21 protein-coding genes are annotated in these 19,577 nt (G+C 42.4%); 13 read left to right on the forward strand and 8 right to left on the reverse strand.

What is annotated here, in order from left to right:
- Positions 1 to 531: 531 nt before the first annotated feature.
- The 3 genes from NI466_RS09000 to NI466_RS09010 all read left to right on the forward strand — a co-directional run bounded on the left by NI466_RS09000 (position 532) and on the right by NI466_RS09010 (position 2,867).
- The gene (locus NI466_RS09000) at positions 532 to 909 is read left to right on the forward strand and encodes a hypothetical protein (protein WP_044113166.1); all 378 of its coding nucleotides are present in this window, start codon (positions 532 to 534) and stop codon (positions 907 to 909) included.
- A complete protein-coding gene (locus NI466_RS09005) occupies positions 903 to 2,108 on the forward strand; it encodes a CsgG/HfaB family protein (RefSeq protein WP_253173361.1) in 1,206 nt (401 codons plus the stop codon). The genes NI466_RS09000 and NI466_RS09005 overlap by 7 nt, the downstream gene beginning before the upstream one ends.
- A gap of 84 nt (positions 2,109 to 2,192) precedes the next feature.
- The gene (locus NI466_RS09010) at positions 2,193 to 2,867 is read left to right on the forward strand and encodes a hypothetical protein (RefSeq protein WP_253138818.1); all 675 of its coding nucleotides are present in this window, start codon (positions 2,193 to 2,195) and stop codon (positions 2,865 to 2,867) included.
- Positions 2,868 to 3,168: 301 nt separating this feature from the next.
- Here NI466_RS09010 and NI466_RS09015 read toward each other — a convergent pair whose 3' ends face one another.
- The 3 genes from NI466_RS09015 to NI466_RS09025 form a co-directional block, all read right to left on the reverse strand.
- Complete coding sequence (locus NI466_RS09015; RefSeq protein WP_004732222.1) at positions 3,169 to 3,744, reverse strand: xanthine phosphoribosyltransferase; 576 nt, start codon at positions 3,742 to 3,744, stop codon at positions 3,169 to 3,171.
- Positions 3,745 to 3,832: 88 nt separating this feature from the next.
- Positions 3,833 to 4,546 carry a DUF3108 domain-containing protein gene (locus NI466_RS09020; protein ID WP_253148557.1) on the reverse strand — a complete coding sequence of 238 codons (714 nt, stop codon included), beginning with the start codon at positions 4,544 to 4,546 and terminating at the stop codon, positions 3,833 to 3,835.
- A gap of 159 nt (positions 4,547 to 4,705) precedes the next feature.
- Positions 4,706 to 5,392: a hypothetical protein gene (locus NI466_RS09025; RefSeq protein ID WP_213686838.1), complete on the reverse strand. Its 687-nt coding sequence runs from the start codon at positions 5,390 to 5,392 to the stop codon at positions 4,706 to 4,708.
- A gap of 263 nt (positions 5,393 to 5,655) precedes the next feature.
- On the opposite strand from NI466_RS09025, the gene NI466_RS09030 reads away from it, so the two are divergent.
- The gene (locus tag NI466_RS09030; RefSeq protein WP_253173362.1) at positions 5,656 to 6,513 is read left to right on the forward strand and encodes an energy transducer TonB; all 858 of its coding nucleotides are present in this window, start codon (positions 5,656 to 5,658) and stop codon (positions 6,511 to 6,513) included.
- A gap of 183 nt (positions 6,514 to 6,696) precedes the next feature.
- Here the strand turns inward: NI466_RS09030 and ybeY are convergent, their stop codons facing one another.
- From ybeY to miaB, 3 genes are read right to left on the reverse strand one after another with little or no spacing between them, the layout of a single operon-like run.
- Entirely contained in the window at positions 6,697 to 7,179 is a 483-nt protein-coding gene (ybeY, locus tag NI466_RS09035) for an rRNA maturation RNase YbeY (RefSeq protein WP_253148568.1), read from the reverse strand.
- Positions 7,180 to 7,201: 22 nt separating this feature from the next.
- Positions 7,202 to 8,278: a PhoH family protein gene (locus tag NI466_RS09040; protein WP_004732214.1), complete on the reverse strand. Its 1,077-nt coding sequence runs from the start codon at positions 8,276 to 8,278 to the stop codon at positions 7,202 to 7,204.
- Positions 8,279 to 8,315: 37 nt separating this feature from the next.
- On the reverse strand, positions 8,316 to 9,773 hold the full coding sequence (gene miaB / locus NI466_RS09045) for a tRNA (N6-isopentenyl adenosine(37)-C2)-methylthiotransferase MiaB (RefSeq protein ID WP_253173363.1): 1,458 nt from the start codon (positions 9,771 to 9,773) through the stop codon (positions 8,316 to 8,318).
- A 334-nt stretch (positions 9,774 to 10,107) separates the two neighbouring features.
- Here miaB and NI466_RS09050 point away from each other — a divergent pair, with 334 nt between their 5' ends.
- The 6 genes from NI466_RS09050 to NI466_RS09075 all read left to right on the forward strand — a co-directional run bounded on the left by NI466_RS09050 (position 10,108) and on the right by NI466_RS09075 (position 14,994).
- Complete coding sequence (locus tag NI466_RS09050; protein WP_253173367.1) at positions 10,108 to 12,042, forward strand: lytic transglycosylase domain-containing protein; 1,935 nt, start codon at positions 10,108 to 10,110, stop codon at positions 12,040 to 12,042.
- A 32-nt stretch (positions 12,043 to 12,074) separates the two neighbouring features.
- On the forward strand, positions 12,075 to 12,713 hold the full coding sequence (locus tag NI466_RS09055) for a ribonuclease T2 family protein (protein ID WP_005249945.1): 639 nt from the start codon (positions 12,075 to 12,077) through the stop codon (positions 12,711 to 12,713).
- A gap of 167 nt (positions 12,714 to 12,880) precedes the next feature.
- Positions 12,881 to 13,867 (forward strand): malate dehydrogenase, encoded by a 987-nt coding sequence (locus NI466_RS09060; protein WP_004645103.1) that lies wholly within the window; start codon positions 12,881 to 12,883, stop codon positions 13,865 to 13,867.
- A 169-nt stretch (positions 13,868 to 14,036) separates the two neighbouring features.
- Positions 14,037 to 14,315, forward strand: a complete 279-nt coding sequence (locus tag NI466_RS09065) for a DUF2789 family protein (RefSeq protein ID WP_253148580.1) — start codon at positions 14,037 to 14,039, stop codon at positions 14,313 to 14,315.
- A 51-nt stretch (positions 14,316 to 14,366) separates the two neighbouring features.
- Positions 14,367 to 14,621: a DUF2789 family protein gene (locus NI466_RS09070; RefSeq protein WP_004645105.1), complete on the forward strand. Its 255-nt coding sequence runs from the start codon at positions 14,367 to 14,369 to the stop codon at positions 14,619 to 14,621.
- Positions 14,622 to 14,736: 115 nt separating this feature from the next.
- Positions 14,737 to 14,994, forward strand: coding sequence for a DUF2789 family protein (locus NI466_RS09075; RefSeq protein ID WP_004645106.1), 258 nt, complete (start codon positions 14,737 to 14,739; stop codon positions 14,992 to 14,994).
- Positions 14,995 to 15,083: 89 nt separating this feature from the next.
- Here the strand turns inward: NI466_RS09075 and NI466_RS09080 are convergent, their stop codons facing one another.
- Together NI466_RS09080 and NI466_RS09085 are read right to left on the reverse strand one after the other, a co-directional pair.
- Positions 15,084 to 15,611 (reverse strand): hypothetical protein, encoded by a 528-nt coding sequence (locus tag NI466_RS09080; RefSeq protein WP_005108638.1) that lies wholly within the window; start codon positions 15,609 to 15,611, stop codon positions 15,084 to 15,086.
- Positions 15,612 to 15,681: 70 nt separating this feature from the next.
- On the reverse strand, positions 15,682 to 16,284 hold the full coding sequence (locus tag NI466_RS09085; RefSeq protein WP_253173364.1) for a 2OG-Fe(II) oxygenase: 603 nt from the start codon (positions 16,282 to 16,284) through the stop codon (positions 15,682 to 15,684).
- A 117-nt stretch (positions 16,285 to 16,401) separates the two neighbouring features.
- Between NI466_RS09085 and NI466_RS09090 the strand changes: the two genes are divergently transcribed.
- From NI466_RS09090 to NI466_RS09100, 3 genes are read left to right on the forward strand one after another with little or no spacing between them, the layout of a single operon-like run.
- A complete protein-coding gene (locus NI466_RS09090; RefSeq protein WP_004281423.1) occupies positions 16,402 to 17,259 on the forward strand; it encodes a 23S rRNA (adenine(2030)-N(6))-methyltransferase RlmJ in 858 nt (285 codons plus the stop codon).
- 38 nt (positions 17,260 to 17,297) lie between these two features.
- The gene (gene pssA, locus NI466_RS09095; protein WP_005108642.1) at positions 17,298 to 18,119 is read left to right on the forward strand and encodes a CDP-diacylglycerol--serine O-phosphatidyltransferase; all 822 of its coding nucleotides are present in this window, start codon (positions 17,298 to 17,300) and stop codon (positions 18,117 to 18,119) included.
- Between the two features lie 18 nt (positions 18,120 to 18,137).
- A complete protein-coding gene (locus NI466_RS09100) occupies positions 18,138 to 19,214 on the forward strand; it encodes a DUF6670 family protein (RefSeq protein WP_148335244.1) in 1,077 nt (358 codons plus the stop codon).
- Positions 19,215 to 19,577 lie beyond the last annotated feature (363 nt).

The raw sequence follows: 19,577 nt of genomic DNA on the forward strand, positions 1-19,577 counted from the left end.
AAAAAGGAAGGGACGTCGAAAAATATGCAAACGAGTTCTTATCAGGGCTATTAAAATTTTTCTGCCAAAATACACCTGAATATTGGCGTTTCTTTATAAGTCACCTTCATTGTAATTGATTAATTATATTTTAAATAAATCTTGACATTTATCCTTGTTAAATAGAAGTTCTAATAAAATAAAAATTTACGACTTTTAAAATATAAAAAGTATAATAATTCTAATCTTTATTAGATAAATTTTTGATTATTGCTAATATAAAAAATATATTATTTTAATCAAGTTTTTTATATGAATTTTATATTCAAAAAAATTTTATATAATGATTTCTTACAAATCACAAATAATAAACAAATTTTTATTTATTAATTAAAAACAATAATTTATATTTTTAATTAAAACAAAAAAATATGTGAATAGGGATATTTTCTACATTTTATAATTTTATGTGATTTAATATTTTTCAGATAAATTTAATCTTACTTAAACGAAAAATTAAATAAATATCTTAAATCAGAGGATATTAAGATTATGAGAATATTAGTTATCAATCTGGGTTTATTATGTTTGTGTTTTCTAAGTAACGCTTATGCCACCTCTGATGAGTGGACTCAGCGTTGGAAATCATCCAGTGCCCGTTCCAATGAGAATCTAGTTCAAGCCAATCTGATCGAACTTAAGGAGTCAGACTATTATTCTGGATTAGGTAAAACCACCGTTCATAGCACTTCGACCACCTCCATCGGGACGGTAAATACCCCGACCAACAATATCAATGTAGAGGGCGCAGACAACAATATTGATATTACGAGTGAATTGCTGAATGAAGCACCAGTCAATTCAAATACCAATCAAAATCCTCAGCGCTGTCTTAATTTAAGTAACAGACCAGGAGAATCACAATGCTGAATTTCTCCTCGACCAGAAGACATATATCTTTCTTAAGTGTCACCGTCCTTTTCAGTTCTTTTTTAACAGGCTGCACGGGTTTAGCGCCCTCAAACAAGAAGCCGGTTAGCCTGGTACAAGGCCCCCCAATTACCGATATTTTTACCCCTTTTGATATGGCTTTATCCTGCTTAAAAGGACAATTACGTAATGATGTGAGTTTCTCCGTAGGGGCAATTCTGGATCAAACTGGTAAGGATGTAGTTACCAATGGTGGTAGCGGAAAAATGGTGACCCAAGGTGCGGGAGATATGGTGCAATCTGCCTTGTTTCAGGCGGGGGTAAGCTTAATGAACCGGCGTGATCCCCGGATTATCGAAAGCGAAGCCAAGTGGGGCATTCGTGATCCAAGACAAATCCAGGCCTCTGATTATTATGTGACAGGCAGTATTAACAGTCTGGATTTTATTCCGGGTGGTGGTTTTGATATGCAGATCGCCGGTGTTGGCCCGAATTATAGTCAAACCCGGATTATGGTCGGTCTGGATTTATCTCTGACAGATACCCGCAGCAGTAAAGTCGTGGGCAATGTTTCATTGCAGAAACAAATCGCTGCACAGGATTATGGCTTAAGTGCAGGCAGATTCGCTGGTCGTACACTCTTAAACATTCAGATTGGAAAAGGAGAACGCGAGGCAACTAACTTTGCCTTGCGACAAATGTTGAATCTGGCCACTTTTGAATTGCTGAGTCAGGTTGTCCCACCCGCCGTATTTGAAAGCTGTCGTGCACAGATACCGCCAGAGTTCGGTCAATTAAACTTAACCCGAAGTTCTGTTGCGCTGCATAAATACAAGAAAAACCAGCAACAAAATAGTACAGCTTCAAGTAGCGCTGTTCAGGAATCAGCATCACGCCAGGCAGACTCATCCAATGAAAAAAATAAGTCAACCAACTCCCCAAGCAAAGATACGAAACCACCTAAACAGAAAGAGTCCGAGGTGATTCAAAACCCTGAAGCAGAGCCTGAAATGAGTAAACAGGACTTGATTAAATATATAAGCAAGAAGCAGCGTCAACCTTCTTCAAATGAAAAGAATGAAGAAAAAGATACTCAAGAAAAGGCTGATAAAGAACAAGAAGATGAAAAAACCACAACGCTATGGGAGGCCAATCCTGAGGTGGTCGAAAATTACTGGTCTAGCACGCAGCGTGATTAAAAATATTTAAAAATGGGCTCGCTCCCATTATAAGAAGGAGTACTTAGCGAGAGGTACTTCAAAACAAAAGTAGGAAGAACAACGATGAAAAACACGATCAAAACAATCGCTTTATCCGTCGCCTTTCTGTCTAGCGCAGGTATGGCATACGCCCAAGATGGTGAAACACCTACTGATGTCACCGTAGATACAGGCTTACAAGCTACCCTGGATTCTATTTCTCAGCAGGTTGAAAATGGTTCTGCTTTGAATCTTGCAGTGAATACAGGTGATGTTGATGCAAGTGTCGATTTAGAAGCAATTGCAGAAGCTACAAGAGAAGCACCAGACGCCATTAGTTCAATTGAAGGTACAATTGAAACTACTGCGATTGGTGCCGCGAATACAGGTAGTATCAGTATTGAGCAGGGTAGCTACAATAAGGTGGTATCAGACATATCAGATGCAACGGATAACTACGACTACAGTGAAGTAACGAGTGCAACTAATAATTCTGAAACTCTAGAGGAGTTATCAGAGGTTGCGGATAGTTCAGATATCTCGGAAGTTGTGAGTTCGACACTAAGTACTGACTATAGTGAGGAAATCAATGAAACTTTAAGCAATTATAGTGTAGCGAATATTGCCTATAATGCGGGTGCTATTGATGCATCTGTCAGTGCTATTTCAGAAGGAACTCAAACTGCTATTAACAACAGCATCACAACTACCGCTATCGGTGCTGTGAATAGCGGTAGTATCACTGTGACTGTTAAATAAACTCTTTTTTCGAGGTGAACACAGGTCTAACTATTGGCAGATAGTTAGACCTCTTTATTTTATAATAACATCCACATAAATTGTTGTTTATTCATCGGATAAAAAAGTACTTATTTGTTTGACACTCTCTATTTCAGAAATTAAATAGCCTGGAGCTTAAGATTAAGCCATTTATCTAGGATCAAATCTGGAAGAATCAATAAGAACTTAGGCTGAGCTCTGGATATTTTAAATTTATATCATCAGAAAAACACAATAAAAAAAGAGCGCATCAGCGCTCTTTTAAAATTCATTGGCGAGCTTAGTCGCGAACAAATTCAACTGTGCCATTTGTCAAAGACTTTACGCGTGCCAGTGATTCCACACGGTAGCCTTTTTCAAGCAGCAGGTCACGACCTGGCTGGAATGATTTTTCAATCACAATGCCAATACCGACTACTTCTGCATTTGCCTGGTGAATCAGGTCTGCAAGACCTAAAGCGGCTTGACCATTGGCCAGGAAGTCATCGATCACTAAAACTTTATCGGTTGAGCTGATGTGTTTATTTGAAATCGCGATCGTGCTTTCAGTCTGTTTGGTAAATGAAAAGACTTTAGAGCGATATAAATCATCTTTCAGGGTCAGAGACTGGTATTTACGTGCAAAGATTACAGGTACGCCAAGCTCTAGGCCGGCCATTACGGCAGGTGCAATACCTGATGCTTCAATCGTAATAATTTTGGTAATACCAGCATCTTTAAACAGACGCGCAAATTCTTGACCAATCAGTTGCATCATGACTGGATCAATCTGATGGTTTAAGAAAGAATCTACTTTCAAAACTTCTTCAGAGAGAACGATGCCTTCAGCCAAGATTTTCTGTTCTAGTGCATGCACGGGAGAATCCTCAAGAGCAGGTGCTTTTTCAAGCAAAAGCGTATTGTAAAAAGCACCCGGAAAAAATCAAGTGAAATTCGCCAAAAACTTAGTTGCTTGCACCTTTATAGTCAGTTAACAGCAAACCATAGGAGGTTTTCTTGTCGACATGCGAAACTTTGACTGGAAGATAGTCAAGTTTTGGCGCCAGCCAGAAGATGGTCTCACGGCCTGGCTTGCTATGCTTCATCACCACTTTAATGGTATTAAAAGATCCGTATTTGGTGCTTATAGTCTCTGAACCCTGTTTGACAAACTTACGGCCTTCAACTTCTTTGGCATCAGCGATATAGTAATTTGCTTTCAGACCTGAATTTTTTAAATCTTCACGGATCTGCAATTCCGCATTCAACTCATCCAGAACATCTGCTCTCCAGGCAAAAGAACGTTTCTCATCGTCTTTCTTGGTACTGATGCTTTTGCTGGAAGGATTGAAATTAATACTCATGGTATTGTTATGCATCAGTACTTTACTGCTGCGACTGAAACTGCTTGAGCCTATCTTGCCATTATTAAAAGTAAAGCGGCTGGTTTCGGTTGCAGAGGCAATCCCCCCGGCTTTTGCAGCAAAGACATACGTCCAGTTATTGCCAGATTTACTTAGAGTCCGTGTTGCAGAACCCATATTCTTGCCATTATAGCTAAATTGATAACTGGCCTGGAAAGGAGTCATGGCAAAAGCCTGGCTAGAAATACCAGTGAACAGTATTGCGCTGCTCAGACCCGTGGTCATCACTAAAATTTTGAATACAGTCTTCGCCATCAGTTATTTTCCTATATTGATTCAATTGGCAAAACATATCACTTATTGCACCCTTTATTATTTGGGCAAAATATGGAAGTTGAAGGGATATTTCTGCCAAAAATGTATATTTCATGTAGTTTTATGGAACTTTTGTTCAAAGACTATGTTCGGCATAATTTAAGAAGGATCTTTCTGTTTAATGGGGGTGACCCGGTTGTCATCCATCTCGTCTTCATCCCAGTTCTCTTCCTGATCTTGGGAGAGTTTTCTAAACAGGGCGGCTAGATTGACGTTGCCAATCACCACCAGTTCGGCTTCACGAAGTACTGCGTGATTCACATGAACTTTGCCCAAGGTATCAATGACAGATCGGCTTTTACCTAACCAGCGATTTAAATCCAGATAGAGCAAGTCATCGATGACTTTAATCACGCCCAGTTTTTCCAAAATCATTCCCAAAGGATCTTTATTCAAGACACGTTGATAGAAGAACAGGCCAAAACGCACGCCAAGTTTATAAAGCATATTCGGATATTTGGCTTCAATCAGCTGGGTATCACTAATTTGCTCGAACACGATCAACTGGGTGGTTTTATTCAGTTCCATCTGTACCAGTTTCAAATCAACCGATAAAGTGACAATCAGGCCTTTATAATCCAGTGTTGCGTAGAGACGCAGCCAGTCTTCATGTAAATCTGCGTGTAAGTCTTTCAATGCATCGACATTGTCTGTGACAAAGCGCTGAAAGGTTGCATTTAGGAAGACTTGCGATAGGGGAAATTCACGCTCATCTTCAATAAATCCTTCCGCCCTCTGATACACTTGGCGGATTCGGTTGGAAATATTGGAAATTAGCGTTTGCATACTGAAGCGTCCTGGCAACTTTATTTTTGACTCGGGATGTATCTTGTCGAATTGTATGAAAAATACAAGCGTTCATGCTTGAAGTTTAGCAAAATAAATAGCACCATTTTTATAGTTTTAGTTATGTAACGTTGAAGATTTGATGGATTTGGCATTTTAAAAAGATAAATGACGAATCCGTTTATTTTTAATCTTTCAAATACTTTTTTGGGGAGCTGAACTCATTATTGAGTTTAGGCGAATGTGAAAAAACGATGATACTCATGCCTCTGGTCAGAACTTGGTGGAAAGATCCAGTGTTTAGCAGTGCGTTGCTTGCCGCAGGCATTCTGCATTTGATCGTGCTGACACTAGAATTTGGTATGCCGCAAGATCGGGATACCAGTACCAAAGAAATCGCAGTTAGTTTGCGACAGACTGATGAAAAAATTGAGCATGCTGATTTTCTGGCTCAAACGGACCAGCAGGGTTCCGGTCAGTTTAGAGAAGCTCATCGCATGTCGAGTGATATGCCATCGCCGTTAATGGAGCAACCTGCAGGTGAAGAACTGCAAGAAAGTCTAGATATGCTGCAACAGCAACAGGAACTCAGTTTTGAAGAAAAAGTCCTGATGACCACCTTGAGTTGGCAAAAGCAGGCGGAAGAAAATCAGCGTAAAAAAATGCAGGAGCAATTACAGAGCCAGTTTCAGGCCAAAGCGGCCATGGTCGCCAGTCTGGAAGCGCAATATTTACAGCGTCAGCAAAATTTCAGTCGTCAGCAAAAAATTAAGACTGTGGATGGTATTCAGTCCAAGCAGGATGTTTCGGCCGCATATCTGGAAAAGTTTCGCGAGAAAGTGGAGTTCTATGGGAACCGTTATTATCCGGAAGCAGCCAAACAACAGAATCTGGCAGGGGAAGTGCGGCTGATGGTGATCCTGAACCAGAATGGTGGGATTCGTGCCATTCGACTGATTGACAGTTCGGGACATGCCATGCTGGATGAAGCAGCCAAAGCTTCCGTGCGTAAGGCAGCGCCATTTGGTGCTTTCGACAGTAAAATGAAAGAAATTTCCGAACTGCGAGTGATTCGTACCTGGCGTTTTGACCCGGCAGAAGCGGAGTTTGAAGTGCGTTAAAGTTGATATTTACCAAGACCTCTCCCTAACCCACTCCTAATAAGGAGAGGGAACTATATCTATAATGTTTAACAATCATAGGATTCTAATGAATGTTCTCCCTCCCTCTGGGAGGGAGTTAGAGGGAGGGCAACTTTCATTAAAAAAAGCGAGCCTTGGCCCGCTTTTTTTAATATTCAAATTTTAGTTCTGTTCCAGATAAGGATTTTCAAAACCCAGCTTGGCCAGAATCTCGATTTCAATGCCTTCCATTTCTTCGGCATCTTCATCCGAGGTTTCATGGTCATAGCCCATCAGGTGCAAAGTGCCATGTACCAGCATATGGGTAAAGTGAGTCAAAGGCGCTTTTTGCTGTTCCAGCGCTTCGGCCAGCACTACAGGAATACAGATCACCAGATCACCAATGGGAAATGCATCCAGAAACTGCGCCATTTCATCTGGAAGTTCACTCGGAAAAGACAGGACATTGGTCGGTTTGTCCTTGCCTCGATATTCCAGATTCAGTTTATGACTTTCGTCATTGTCGACACAGGCAATTCCGATTTCGCAATTACTCTGAGTGCCGATATGACGTAAAGTGGTTTCTACAACTTTTTTAATATAGGCCCGCTTCAGTACCAGTTCAGGCGACTGAAAGTCCTGTTGTAAGGAAAGACTAAGTTTCAACACAAATCCTTAATTTTAAAGCTTAATGCTGTGCGTCTGCCGCAGCATCATTTTCAGCGATCAAGGCATCCTGACGTGCTTTTCGTTCGGCACGTGCTTCAGCACTTAAGCGCTGCTGTTCACTGTCCCAACCTTCGTAGGCTTCGACAATTTTCTGTACCAGTTGATGACGTACCACATCACGCGAATGGAAACGGGTGATATGAATTTCAGGAATTTTATCAATCACGCGCAAGGCATGTGACAGACCCGATTGCTGACCACGTGGTAAATCCACCTGAGTTACGTCACCGGTAATCACCGCTCGTGAACCAAAACCTAAACGGGTCAGGAACATCTTCATCTGTTCTGGGGTGGTGTTCTGCGCTTCATCCAGAATCACGAAAGAATGATTCAGGGTACGGCCACGCATATAAGCAAGCGGAGCCACTTCAATCACCTGACGTTCGATCAGCTTGGCCACTTTTTCAAAGCCGAGCATTTCATACAGCGCGTCATACAAGGGACGTAAATAAGGATCGATTTTCTGGGTTAAGTCCCCCGGTAAGAAACCAAGTTTTTCACCGGCTTCAACTGCAGGACGAACTAGTAAAATACGCTGGATTTCATTGCGCTCCAGCATGTCCACGGCAGCCGCAACGGCGAGATAGGTTTTACCTGTTCCGGCAGGGCCAATACCAAAAGAAATATCACTTTGCAGAATGCGCTGTACATAACGTTTCTGGTTGGCACCACGCGGATTGATCCGGCCCTTACGGGTTTGCAGCCAAACATTGTCCAGCCCCGTATGTTCCTGATCATCCAGATCTTGCTGAAGCTCGCGGTCAGTCTGGCTGCCCTGAATCATCAGATGTAAAGTATCTGCACTAATCTGCTGACTATGTTCAGATTCTTCATGAAGACGTTGCAAGAGCATTTCGGCTCTCTCAACGGCATCGATTCCACCATCAATAATAAAACTTTCTCCACGATGGGAGATTTTGACGTCTAAACGTTGTTCAATTTGCTTCAAATGGCCGTTATAGGCACCTAACATGGCTTGTATACGGTCCATCGAAATTCCAGGAAAAGCTACTGTACGTCGAATCGCTGCAGTCAAGAGTGTTCCTTATGAAGTGTGCGTTATATGCTCTACATTACGCCACGTCAGGCTCAAGATTCAAGAGCTCACCGTAAACTAAATTCAAAGTTTTAATTTCGGTAATTTCAATCTCGGCAAAGCGGCCTACCCAGGCAGGGTCACCAATAAAGTTAACATAACGGGTATTGTCCGCCGTACCGACCAGAATATTCGGATCTTTATCAGAAACTTTTTCGATCAGTACACGCTGGATGGTCCCGAGCATGGCATCCGTCTTGTCAATGCTTGAACGCTTAATCCATTGCTGAACTTTGGCCAGACGTTCTTTTTTGATATCTTCAGAGATCGTATCTTCCAGTTCTGCCGCAGGCGTACCCGGACGTTTTGAATAGATGAAACTATAAGAATGGTCGAAATCCAGATCCTGAATAAACTGATAAGTCTCTTCAAAGTTTTCACCTGTTTCACCCGGGAAGCCAATGATAAAATCTGAAGATAGGTGCATGTCAGGACGAACTGCACGTAACTTTTTAATCTTTTCGATATAGACATCAATGGTGTGGTTACGCTTCATCGCTTGTAACACATCATTGGAACCGCTTTGTACCGGCAGATGCAGATGTGAAACCATTTGTGGCAGGTCACGATAGCACTGGATCAGGTCATCATTAAATTCCAGGGGATGCGAGGTGGTATAGCGAATACGGCCAATACCCGGAATGTCTGCAACCAAACGCAGCAAATCGGCAAAAGTACAGATATTGCCTTCGAAGGTTTCACCCCGGTAGCCATTTACGTTCTGACCCAACAGCGAAATTTCACGCACGCCTTTTTCTGCCAGACCTGCAATTTCATCCAGGACATCATCTAGTGGACGAGAAACTTCTTCACCACGCGTATACGGCACCACGCAGAAAGAACAGTATTTGGAACAGCCTTCCATGATCGAGACAAAAGCTTTATAGCCTTCAACACGCGGTTCTGGCAGAAAGTCGAATTTCTCGATATCGGGGAAGGAAATATCCACCAGTTTGATTTTTTCTTTTTTCGGCTTTTCGATCTGCTCAAAATGCTGATCCAGCATTTGCGGCAAACGGTGCAGGGTTTGTGGACCAAAAATCATATCGACATAATTGGCACGTTTCTGGATGTTGTCGCCTTCCTGAGATGCCACACAGCCACCGACACCAATAATCAGATCAGGATTTTTATCTTTAAGCTTACGCCAGCGGCCTAGCTCGGAGAATACTTTCTCTTGGGCTTTTTCACGGATCGAGCAGGTATTCATCAGTAGAATATCGGCATCTTTAGGATCGGTGGTCAGCACATAGCCATGAGAATCGCCTAACAGGTCTGCCATACGGTGACTGTCGTACTCATTCATCTGACACCCTTGTGTTTCGATGTACAGTTTCTTGACTGAAGCATCGCTAACAGGGGTGTGCGCTGGCTGGGTAACAGTGTTTTCTGAGGCAGCTGGGGCACCATTCGGAATGAAGGTTTGAACCGTCATGTAGGCTCCTACAAGGTAATACGTTGAAAGAGTGAACGAACAGCCTGATTGATGCATCAAACAGGTGAATAAAAATTCAATTCACGGACTGAAATTTTGGAAAGGCGCATATTTTAGCAGGAAAGTCGCTTAAACTTATAGACCAAATTAACTGTGGAAAAATATTGATTTATGGGCAAAAATTGTCTGTAGATTAATATTGCTTAATCATAAGGTTACATAACTGAACAATAGAGTTGGTTATAATCTTCAAACTAGCTCTTATGATATGCAACATGGGCTAAGCACAAAATCGATGATAGAAGGCAAAGGGATGTTGAAACACACTAAAACTATGTATAAATACTATAAATTAATTACTTTAAGTGTGGCATGTATCTGTTCAGCGAGTACACAGGCAGCAGAAGAACAATTTAATGATGCCTTGCGTGCAGCAAATGCAGGTAATACTGAACTGTTACAGCAATATCGTCTGTCTATGCAGAATGATGTCTTGGGCTATTATCCGGAATACTGGATTTTAAACCAGAATCTTGCTATGCAGCCTGTTAGCCAGATTATCAGTTTTGCCCAGCGTTACCCTCAATCCGCCATGGCTGAAAAGCTGGCAGCGGACTATGTCGAAGAAAAAGTAAAAATGGCAGACTTTAGCACTGCTCAACCGGTATTGCCTTATGTAACCAATGCTGATCCTGCCGAAGCCTGTGCAGTAGCACAAGTGCGCGCCAAAGCTGGCGATGAACTGGTCTATGCCGAGTTTAAAGAAGTCTGGTTAACCACCAATAGCCAACCCGATTCTTGTACTGGTTTAGGCCGGATGATGCTATCCAGTCCACTCATGACCGCAGAAGACCGTCAGCAGCGACTCTGGGGACAACTTCGTGCCGGACAGTCAGGTCAGGCCATTGCGACAGCGCAAGGCATTGGCCTGAATTTGTCATTGGCACAATTGAACTCGATTCAGGCCAATCCCACCAGTTATTTGTGGTCTGCACCTAAAAGCAGTGCTGCCGAACATGCCTATCTGATCTATGCACTGGGACGTCTGGCCGATAGTGATTTGGACTCAGCTTTGTCTATCGTCAAACGGACCGCGGAAGGTACACCAGTACAGGTACAACGCGCCTTATATCGTGCTGTCGGTTATATCGGTGGTACCACAGTCATGAAAAACAACTTCAACCGTGAAGTGTTAAATGCGCTAGATGCCAGCTATGGCCTGCCATTTAGCCCGGAAGAAGCCGAAATTTATGCACGTCAGGCCATCCGTTTTAGTGCTTGGGAAAGCCTGATTCGTGCCATTGATAGCATGAGTGTTAACCAAAAGCAGGAAGACCGTTGGCAATATTGGCTGGCGCGTGCCAGCGAACAACGTACTGATCGTGCTTCCAAACAGGCAGCAGAAAGTATTTATCGTAAGCTGGCGACCGGAGATGACTATCACAATCTTCTGGCACGCGACAAGCTGGGGCAGGTGACTGCGAGTACACCAAATCCAGCGCAGCCATCCAATCAGGCTATGCAGCGCTTGAATCAGGATATTCATTTCCGCCGTGCTTTCACCTTACGTAATATCAGCGCCCCGGAGAACTATATTAACCGGGAATGGAACTGGGCAGTGCGTCAGGCTTATCTAAAGAAAGATGATGACCTGTTGCTGGCTGCGGCAAAGCGTGCCATGGACATGGGTTGGCATGATCGGGCCATTTATGCTGCCGACCGTACCGCGAACAAACATAACTACAATTATCGTTTTCCAATGCCACATCAGAATTACGTGGTCAGCCATAGTCGTAATGCCGGCATAGATCCAGCCTGGGCCTACGGGTTGATGCGTCAGGAAAGCCGTTTCAATACTGTGGCACGTTCACATGTAGGTGCGGGTGGTCTGATGCAGATTATGCCGGACACGGCCAAGCTGGTGGCACGTCAAATGGGTGAAGCTTATAACCCGGCGGCACTCACCGATATGAATACCAATATTCGCTATGGAACATTCTATTTATCTACGATTCAGCGTCAGCTTAGCGATAGTCCGGTGCTGGCAACAGCAGGCTATAATGCCGGTCCAAACCGTGCCCGCCGCTGGCAGCCGGAATTTCAGGGGATTGCCGCAGATCAATATACTGAAAGTATTCCTTTACTCGAAACCCGAGATTATGTGAAACATGTCATGACCAATGCCACGCATTACGGTATCTTGTTAGGACAGGGGGCACAGTCAGTGGGTAAACGCATGCAACTGATACCATTACGTAATACACAATAAAATTAAAATTATTGGGGGATGGTAATTTATTCATGAAAATAATGAAGGATCGTCGAGTCTGGGCTGGATCGGTTACGCTTGTGGTTTTGGCCAGTAGTCCGGCAGCGTTTGCTACGCCGACAGACTATGTCATGGATGTACAAATGGTCCCGGCCCTATGTAGCCTGTACCCTGAATATGCCAAGAAACGAAAATGTCTGGAAGGTTATTCGCTGAATATCTCCGGCTTATATCCTCAGACCACATCACAAAATTGTACGACCAATAGCTCTGCGAAACTGTCACCACTGCAGTCCAAGGTAGTGGCCAGGATCATGCCAGATGACAATACCCGGACAATTTTATGGCGCAATATCGGTGGCTGCGTGCCGATGAATGCCAGTCAGTATTTCCGGACGATTATCAATTATGCAGATCGTCTCAAAGTGCCTGCGGAACTGACGGAACAGGAAAATATCACGATTTCTGTCGATACATTGCGAGCCAAATTCCTGAAAATTAATCCGCAATTACCGGGCAATGCCTTGCGATTCAACTGCCAGCAGACTCAGTCAGCTAGCGTGCTTACCTCGATCAAGGTCTGTTATCGCCCCAATGGCAATTACAAATCCTGTCCTGCCAACATTATTAATACATGCCCAAAAACTGTCACAATAAAAGGAACATACTGAGCTTTTTTGCCGATTTAATTTATATTTCCTATCAGACTTTAGGTGAAATCCGTCCTCTTTTATATGCATCTGGCAAAGGATTGGAGTACAATCTTTCGCGTTTACGATTATTAGATTAAATACTAACTATTTAATCGCATTGAATATCCTCAATTGGAGATAATTAGATGAAGCAAGCAGTTCGTGTTGCCGTTACTGGCGCTGCAGGTCAAATTGGTTACAGCCTATTATTCCGTATCGCAAGCGGCGAAATGCTAGGTAAAGATCAACCAGTGATTTTGCAATTGCTCGAAGTTCCTTTTGAGAAAGCTCAACAAGCGCTTAAAGGCGTAATGATGGAGCTTCAAGATTGTGCATTCCCATTACTAGAAGACATGATCGGTACTGATGATCCTAAAGTTGCATTTAAAGATGCTGACTATGCGTTATTAGTTGGTTCACGTCCACGTGGTCCAGGTATGGAACGTGCTGACCTGCTTAAAGTGAACGGTGAAATCTTCATCGGTCAAGGTCAGGCATTGAACGAAGTTGCAAGCCGTGACGTTAAAGTTCTAGTTGTTGGTAACCCTGCAAACACGAATGCTTACATCGCAATGAAATCTGCTCCAGATCTTCCAGCGAAAAACTTCACGGCAATGTTACGTCTTGACCACAACCGTGCTGCATCTCAAATTGCTGCTAAAACTGGTAAAGCAGTTAAAGACATCAAAAATCTTACAGTTTGGGGTAACCACTCTCCAACTATGTATGCTGACTACCGTTTTGCAACAATTAACGGCGAAAGCGTTAAAGACATGATCAACGACCAGGAATGGAATGCAAATACATTCCTTCCGACTGTTGGTAAACGTGGTGCTGCGATCATCGAAGCACGTGGTTTGTCTTCTGCTGCTTCTGCTGCTAACGCTGCAATCGACCATATGCGCGATTGGGCTCTTGGTACAAACGGCGAATGGGTAACTATGGGTATTCCTTCTGACGGTTCTTACGGTATTCCTGAAGGCGTAATGTTCGGTTTCCCTGTAACGACTGAAAACGGTGAATACAAAATCGTTCAAGGTCTAGAAATCGACGAATTCAGTCAAGAGCGTATCAACTTCACGTTGAATGAACTTGAAGAAGAGCGCGCAGCAATTGCTGACATGCTTAAATAATTTGATCTTTTCAGATTAAGTTGAAAAAGCACTCCATTTGGGGTGCTTTTTTTATATCACTCACTTTAATCAACAAAAAATAACAAGCTGTGAAGGAGAGACAACTGAGTTTTCGCTATGAGCCATCTAAGGTAGAAACAAGATTATAGATAAAAAGATGGAGGTTCAGATGTTAGAGCAACGCGCTACCTTCGAACTTTTCTTTGAACAATTGGGTCTGGATTCGAGTCCGGAAGCCATTGATGAGTTTATTAGTACGCATCAAATTGGTATGGATGTGCCACTGCATAAAGCTCCTTTTTGGAGTAAATCACAGCATGACTTTCTGATCAGTCACTGGAAGAAAGATGATGACTGGGCCATTTTTGTCGATGTATTGAATGAACAATTACATATTGAGGCAGAGGGTTCAGGTTCCTGTGACATACCCGGCCATAAATCAACCTAAGAATTCGAATCTCAACACTCTCATAATTTAACACTACGATGGAGTCTATTTATGCTTACGGAACAACAGTTAACTTTAGAATTATTATTTGAACAATTGGGTTTGCCTTCTGATGAAGCCTCAATTAATCAATTTACCCATACCCATCAATTGCCATCTGAAGTCGCATTGCCAGATGCCGAATTCTGGAGTGAGGGACAAAGTGCCTTCCTGCGTGAACATTGGCACCAAGATGATGAATGGATTGTCATTATTGACAAGTTAAATCAGCTTTTACATGTGGAAAGCGACAAACAAAGCGTTTAAATGCATTCATACAAAAAGAAACAACAAACCTAGTCAAAGGACTAGGTTTTTTTTGTCTTATCTTATAAGTTAGATCTATAAATAATTACAATTTATCTGATATAAGGAGGGCGCGATGCTCGCAAAGAACCAACCATCCTTAGAGCTCTTGTTTTCTCAGCTCGGTCTCGCCAATAGTCCTGCGGCTATTGAATTGTATGTACGCACCCATCAACTGCCAGCAGGGCTGTCCTTGCATGATGCGCCATTCTGGAATAAAGCCCAGCGTTCTTTATTGATTAGCCATTTGGTACAAGATGATGATTGGGCAATTTGGGTCGATGAACTGAATCAGCAACTGCACATGGACGCTTATAGACGTCAACCTGCTTGATCATTTTTCCTATATTTCTCTGATATTTAAAATAAGATGATATAGCTTGTATTAAAAAACGCCTCATTTGAGGTGTTTTATTCTTTGGCTTAATGCATTTTGCTTTTTAATATTTTGTTAAACCATTCGTGCTGACGATAATCATTAAATGCATGATGCTGCTGTAATAATTCCAGCTCAAATTCGGCAGTGTTGGTGTACTTACCTAACCAGTGACGCGTCAGGGCTGGCTCATTTTTACTGGCGCTGGCATAGGCCAGGAAGAAATAAATATCACCATGTTCATAACTGGCCATCGGTTTTAGAATTTGCTGGGTAATCAGGGCGAAATGGTGCTCTTTGGTCAATTCAAAGAACATCATATAGGCCTTGGCCAGATGCAAAGATAGGTTGATATACATGCGCAGCGGCATTTCTTCAAATTCTACCCGGCCTTGTTCCAGCAACACTACGGCTTCTTGCAGGAAATGTCGCTGTTCCTGACGCAGTTCACTTAAAGTCACCAGCTGTAAACGAAGATCAGCACGTTCAAGTGTTAATTCTGGCGTATTGCCTTTTAAGTACAATTGGTCAGTTTCACCCAGACGTTGAATAATCTGTTTGGTTGTTAATCGCATCAACGCAATCCTCATTTCTCAATAATGGCTATATGAGGTTAAAAATTAAAATTTAAAGCGGCTAGCCGTCTTAGAGTAGTGAGGTATCACTTCTTAGCCAGGCGGTAATGGATAGGCGTTGCTGTTTAGAGATTAAAACTTCATGTAATAAATCGCTCTGGAACAGCGCCATTCGGTTCGGTTTTGGCTGGATAATATGCCACTGGCCATGTTTGTCCTGCAGGTGTAGTTCACCGCCCCAGTCCGCTTGCCATTGTTCATGTAAATAATAAACGCTGGAAATCATTCGGCCATTTTTATCTTGAGGATTGTCGCGGTGCAGGGCATAAAACTCACCCGCATTATAATAAGCGAAATGTGCTTCGACATCTTTGATGCCTAAATAAAACGCGCGGTTTAAAATTTGGGAAAATTGTTGAAGGGTTTGGATGTGTTGGTGGGAAATTTGAAATTCAGGTTGTAACCAAAGAATATGATCACTACGGATGTTGTTAACTACACCATTTTGAATGGCTGCATTACGAAATTCGTTTAAGTGGCTTAAGCATTCTTGGCTCACTGCATGTTGATATTCGCTAGAGTAAGCATCGTCAACAATACTAAAGCCATGTTGATCTAAATCATCTAAGATTTGATCAACATTCCAATCCCCTGGGATGATAACTGCTTCCATTTTTTCAATTCTCGATAGTGTGGTAAAAAAAGGTCCGCTATTTTAGTTCAATAATCGTTTCTGAACGAAATAGTTTTTCATGTTAAAATAGCAATTGATCTTAGGAATAATTGAAACATGAATTACCGTCACTCTTACCACGCAGGCAACTTTGCCGATGTCATGAAGCACGTTTTATTGCTTCAGTTGTTGACTCGACTGAATGCAAAAGACAAACCTTATCGCTATGTAGATACACATGGTGGTGCAGGTAAATATGATTTGTCGACTGCCGAAGCGCAAAAATCAGGTGAGTTTTTAAACGGTATTCATCGTCTTATTAAGCTGGATGATTCGATCAAGCGTAATGCACCTGAAGGCGTACAACAATACTTGAAAATTGTTGAAAACATGCGTGAAAACTTTGGTAAGGGTGCTTATCCGGGTTCGCCGTGGTTTGCGCTAGAAGGCATGCGTGAAATTGATAAAGCGACCATTTTTGAAATGCAGCGTGATGTATTCCAGCAACTTCGTCATAATATTTTTGACAAGCGTGCCGGTTTGCATGAGCGTGATGCATACGAAGGTCTGTTGGCAGTCATTCCGCCAAAAGAAAAACGTGGTCTGGTGATGATCGATCCGCCATATGAACTGGAACGTAAAGATTTTCCGCAGTTGGTTGAGCTGCTGGTTGCCGCGTATAAGAAATGGCCGACAGGTGTATTTGCCGTTTGGTATCCAATTAAAGACCGTGCCATGATCGAACGCTTCGAGAAGAAAATGTTCAAGACTGGTATCCGCCGTCAACTGGTGTGTGAAGTTTGTGTATGGCCGGATGATACCCCTGTCGGCTTGAACGGTTGTGGTTTGCTGGTGATTAACCCGCCTTGGAAATTCTCTGAAGATGCAGATGAAGCGCTACAGTGGTTATTCCCGCATCTTCGCATGAGTGAAAATGGTGGTCACGCTGCAGTTCGCTGGTTAGTGGGCGAATAATTTTTTCAAAGATCAGGTCATAGCTAGGATCGACAAGAATGACAAATATAAGCAAACCGGAACGTGACTCTTCAACTGAAGTGCCTTTCGATGGCATCACCTTTGAGGTAGAAGAAGAGGAGCATACCCAGGAAGGGCAAAAAGTTAAGCGTCGAGGCATCTATCTATGGCCGAACCTGATTACAACGGCAGCGTTGTTGTCAGGTTTCTACTCGATTATTGCCAGTATGAATGGTGATTTTCAGCAAGCTATTTATGCGATTTTTATTGCGGCATTACTGGATGGACTGGATGGACGTGTGGCACGTGCTATTGGTGCACAAAGTCCGTTCGGTGAACAATTTGACTCGCTTTCTGACATGCTGGCTTTTGGCGTAGCTCCCGCTATTTTGATGTATAGCTGGGGCTTGAGTGATTTGGGCCGTATTGGTCTGGCAGCCTGTTTTGTCTATACCGCATGTGCTGCGTTCCGTCTGGCACGTTTCAATGTGCAGATTGGTGTGGTCGATAAACGTTATTTTATCGGTGTCGCAAGTCCTCTGGCTGCCATCATGATTGTATCATTGGTCTGGGTCGGTCTGGATTTTCCAGAAATCTTTGATATTCGTGAACCTTCTCTTCAGGTCATTAATGCAGTGGTCATTATTGCGGTGGGCTTGTTGATGATTTCCAATATCAAATACTATTCATTTAAAACTGTAGAACGTAAACGGGTTCCATTTTTTGTCCTACCAATTGCCGTATTCGTCTTTGCAGCGATGACTTATAATATTCCTGTCGGCATTCTGGTCATTTCTATTCTCTATGCCTTGTCTGGTTTTGTGACCACCTTTATGGCAAAAAGATCGAGTACATTATAAAAATATAAGGAGTCTGAGATGCGGTTTCTTCAAGATTTTCTAGATCGTTCGAAACAGCTAAATCAGACTCCTGCTGTTTCGCGCTATCCCGCCTATCATGGTCCTACCTCAAAATATAAAATTATTCATCAAGGTTTGATGATCCCCGGGCTCCCGGCACCGCTCTATTATTTAAACTTTATGAGTATTATCGGGCAACCCAATGCACCCATGCTGTCAAACCCGAGCGCAATCGAAACCACAGCCTTAGATACCGCCACCGTGATTTGCAGTTCGAGTCCGCATATGGTGGGGCAATTACATCACTACTCGGTCAAGCAGGACTGTCATTTTAAATCGGGTCTGTTTCAGTTTCTGGATCGGGAGCAATTGAGCGGAAATTTCCCAAATTTTCGTTTGCAACGTTCTGACTCGGAGCTCAGTTTGGATTTAAATATTCAAACTATTCAACTGATTTCTCATTTTACCAAAATGCGGTTTTCCTTGGCAGATCACTGGTCTTTGCTATGTCATTGTCAGGGAACGGTGAACTATAAAGCGCAGCAATATACGATTGATGGTCTGGGAAGCTTTGAATACGCGCGAAGTTTTAACTTTCCTTATCTGCCTTTGGCCTTCCTGACTTATCAAATTATTAATCTTAGTGAAAACCGGCAACTGTTGTTGGCGCAAATTCGGGATGGTTTTAATCGTATTGTTCAGTCGCGGATCTATCTGCGTGATTTAAAAAACATGCGGACCCAAATGTTCGATCGCAAAGTTTATTTTAAAGTTCATCGTGTTTATCCGCGTGTCACGACACCTAATGGGCAGAGTATGTATTTGCCGCGCGAATTTGAATGGTGTTATGAAAATGCAGACGGTACTTGTATCTGGGTACAAGGGCAAAGTCGTGGAGATTTTAAATTTGGTCTGGCAGCGGGCTATGTAGGAAGTTTTAGTTATCAAGTGAAAATAAATGAAGAAACCGAAAGTGGGGAAGGGGGCTATTGTGAATACATAGATTGTCGGCCTTTACGCTTTCAGGAACAGAATAAAACAGAAAAAAGATTAAGTCATTTATCCAATTCAGTCCCTTTACTGCTCAAGAAATGAAGAAAAGTGCGATTTTTGTAGAATAAATAAACAGTCGTGATATTTTTGCTGAATTATTTAAGAATAGGGGTTGTATTGGGTTGGGAATCCTGTAGAATGCACATCCATCGGCGGTGATGAAGATTAAAACTTCTGATAAAACAGTGACTTAGTTAAGTTTGATTGAGTTAGGTTTTATTTGATAAGTTTAAAAATAGTTTTCATTACTGGTTGACTTTCTAGAGATAGAGAGTAATATAGCCGACCTAGCTTGCTGGTGACGAATTAGCAAGAAGATCATTAAGAGATTATGAAGAACAACTTGTGTGGATTTTTACTGGTTGATTGATCGAAATTATTTTCATTGATTGATGGTAGAAATTA

The sequence above is a fragment of the Acinetobacter lwoffii genome (assembly GCF_024129595.1).
Lineage (GTDB): Bacteria > Pseudomonadota > Gammaproteobacteria > Pseudomonadales > Moraxellaceae > Acinetobacter > Acinetobacter lwoffii_O.

Excerpts from the sequence above, each read along its gene's own strand:
- miaB (WP_253173363.1), bottom strand. The coding sequence starts at position 9,773 with ATGACGGTTCAAACCTTCATTCCGAATGGTGCCCCAGCTGCCTCAGAA.
- NI466_RS09000 (WP_044113166.1), top strand. The coding sequence starts at position 532 with ATGAGAATATTAGTTATCAATCTGGGTTTATTATGTTTGTGTTTTCTA.
- NI466_RS09060 (WP_004645103.1), top strand. The coding sequence starts at position 12,881 with ATGAAGCAAGCAGTTCGTGTTGCCGTTACTGGCGCTGCAGGTCAAATT.
- NI466_RS09065 (WP_253148580.1), top strand. The coding sequence starts at position 14,037 with ATGTTAGAGCAACGCGCTACCTTCGAACTTTTCTTTGAACAATTGGGT.
- NI466_RS09080 (WP_005108638.1), bottom strand. The coding sequence starts at position 15,611 with ATGCGATTAACAACCAAACAGATTATTCAACGTCTGGGTGAAACTGAC.
- NI466_RS09075 (WP_004645106.1), top strand. The coding sequence starts at position 14,737 with ATGCTCGCAAAGAACCAACCATCCTTAGAGCTCTTGTTTTCTCAGCTC.
- NI466_RS09100 (WP_148335244.1), top strand. The coding sequence starts at position 18,138 with ATGCGGTTTCTTCAAGATTTTCTAGATCGTTCGAAACAGCTAAATCAG.
- NI466_RS09050 (WP_253173367.1), top strand. The coding sequence starts at position 10,108 with ATGTATAAATACTATAAATTAATTACTTTAAGTGTGGCATGTATCTGT.
- NI466_RS09025 (WP_213686838.1), bottom strand. The coding sequence starts at position 5,392 with ATGCAAACGCTAATTTCCAATATTTCCAACCGAATCCGCCAAGTGTAT.
- NI466_RS09005 (WP_253173361.1), top strand. The coding sequence starts at position 903 with ATGCTGAATTTCTCCTCGACCAGAAGACATATATCTTTCTTAAGTGTC.
- NI466_RS09020 (WP_253148557.1), bottom strand. The coding sequence starts at position 4,546 with ATGGCGAAGACTGTATTCAAAATTTTAGTGATGACCACGGGTCTGAGC.
- NI466_RS09070 (WP_004645105.1), top strand. The coding sequence starts at position 14,367 with ATGCTTACGGAACAACAGTTAACTTTAGAATTATTATTTGAACAATTG.
- NI466_RS09055 (WP_005249945.1), top strand. The coding sequence starts at position 12,075 with ATGAAAATAATGAAGGATCGTCGAGTCTGGGCTGGATCGGTTACGCTT.
- NI466_RS09010 (WP_253138818.1), top strand. The coding sequence starts at position 2,193 with ATGAAAAACACGATCAAAACAATCGCTTTATCCGTCGCCTTTCTGTCT.
- pssA (WP_005108642.1), top strand. The coding sequence starts at position 17,298 with ATGACAAATATAAGCAAACCGGAACGTGACTCTTCAACTGAAGTGCCT.
- NI466_RS09085 (WP_253173364.1), bottom strand. The coding sequence starts at position 16,284 with ATGGAAGCAGTTATCATCCCAGGGGATTGGAATGTTGATCAAATCTTA.
- NI466_RS09030 (WP_253173362.1), top strand. The coding sequence starts at position 5,656 with ATGCCTCTGGTCAGAACTTGGTGGAAAGATCCAGTGTTTAGCAGTGCG.
- NI466_RS09090 (WP_004281423.1), top strand. The coding sequence starts at position 16,402 with ATGAATTACCGTCACTCTTACCACGCAGGCAACTTTGCCGATGTCATG.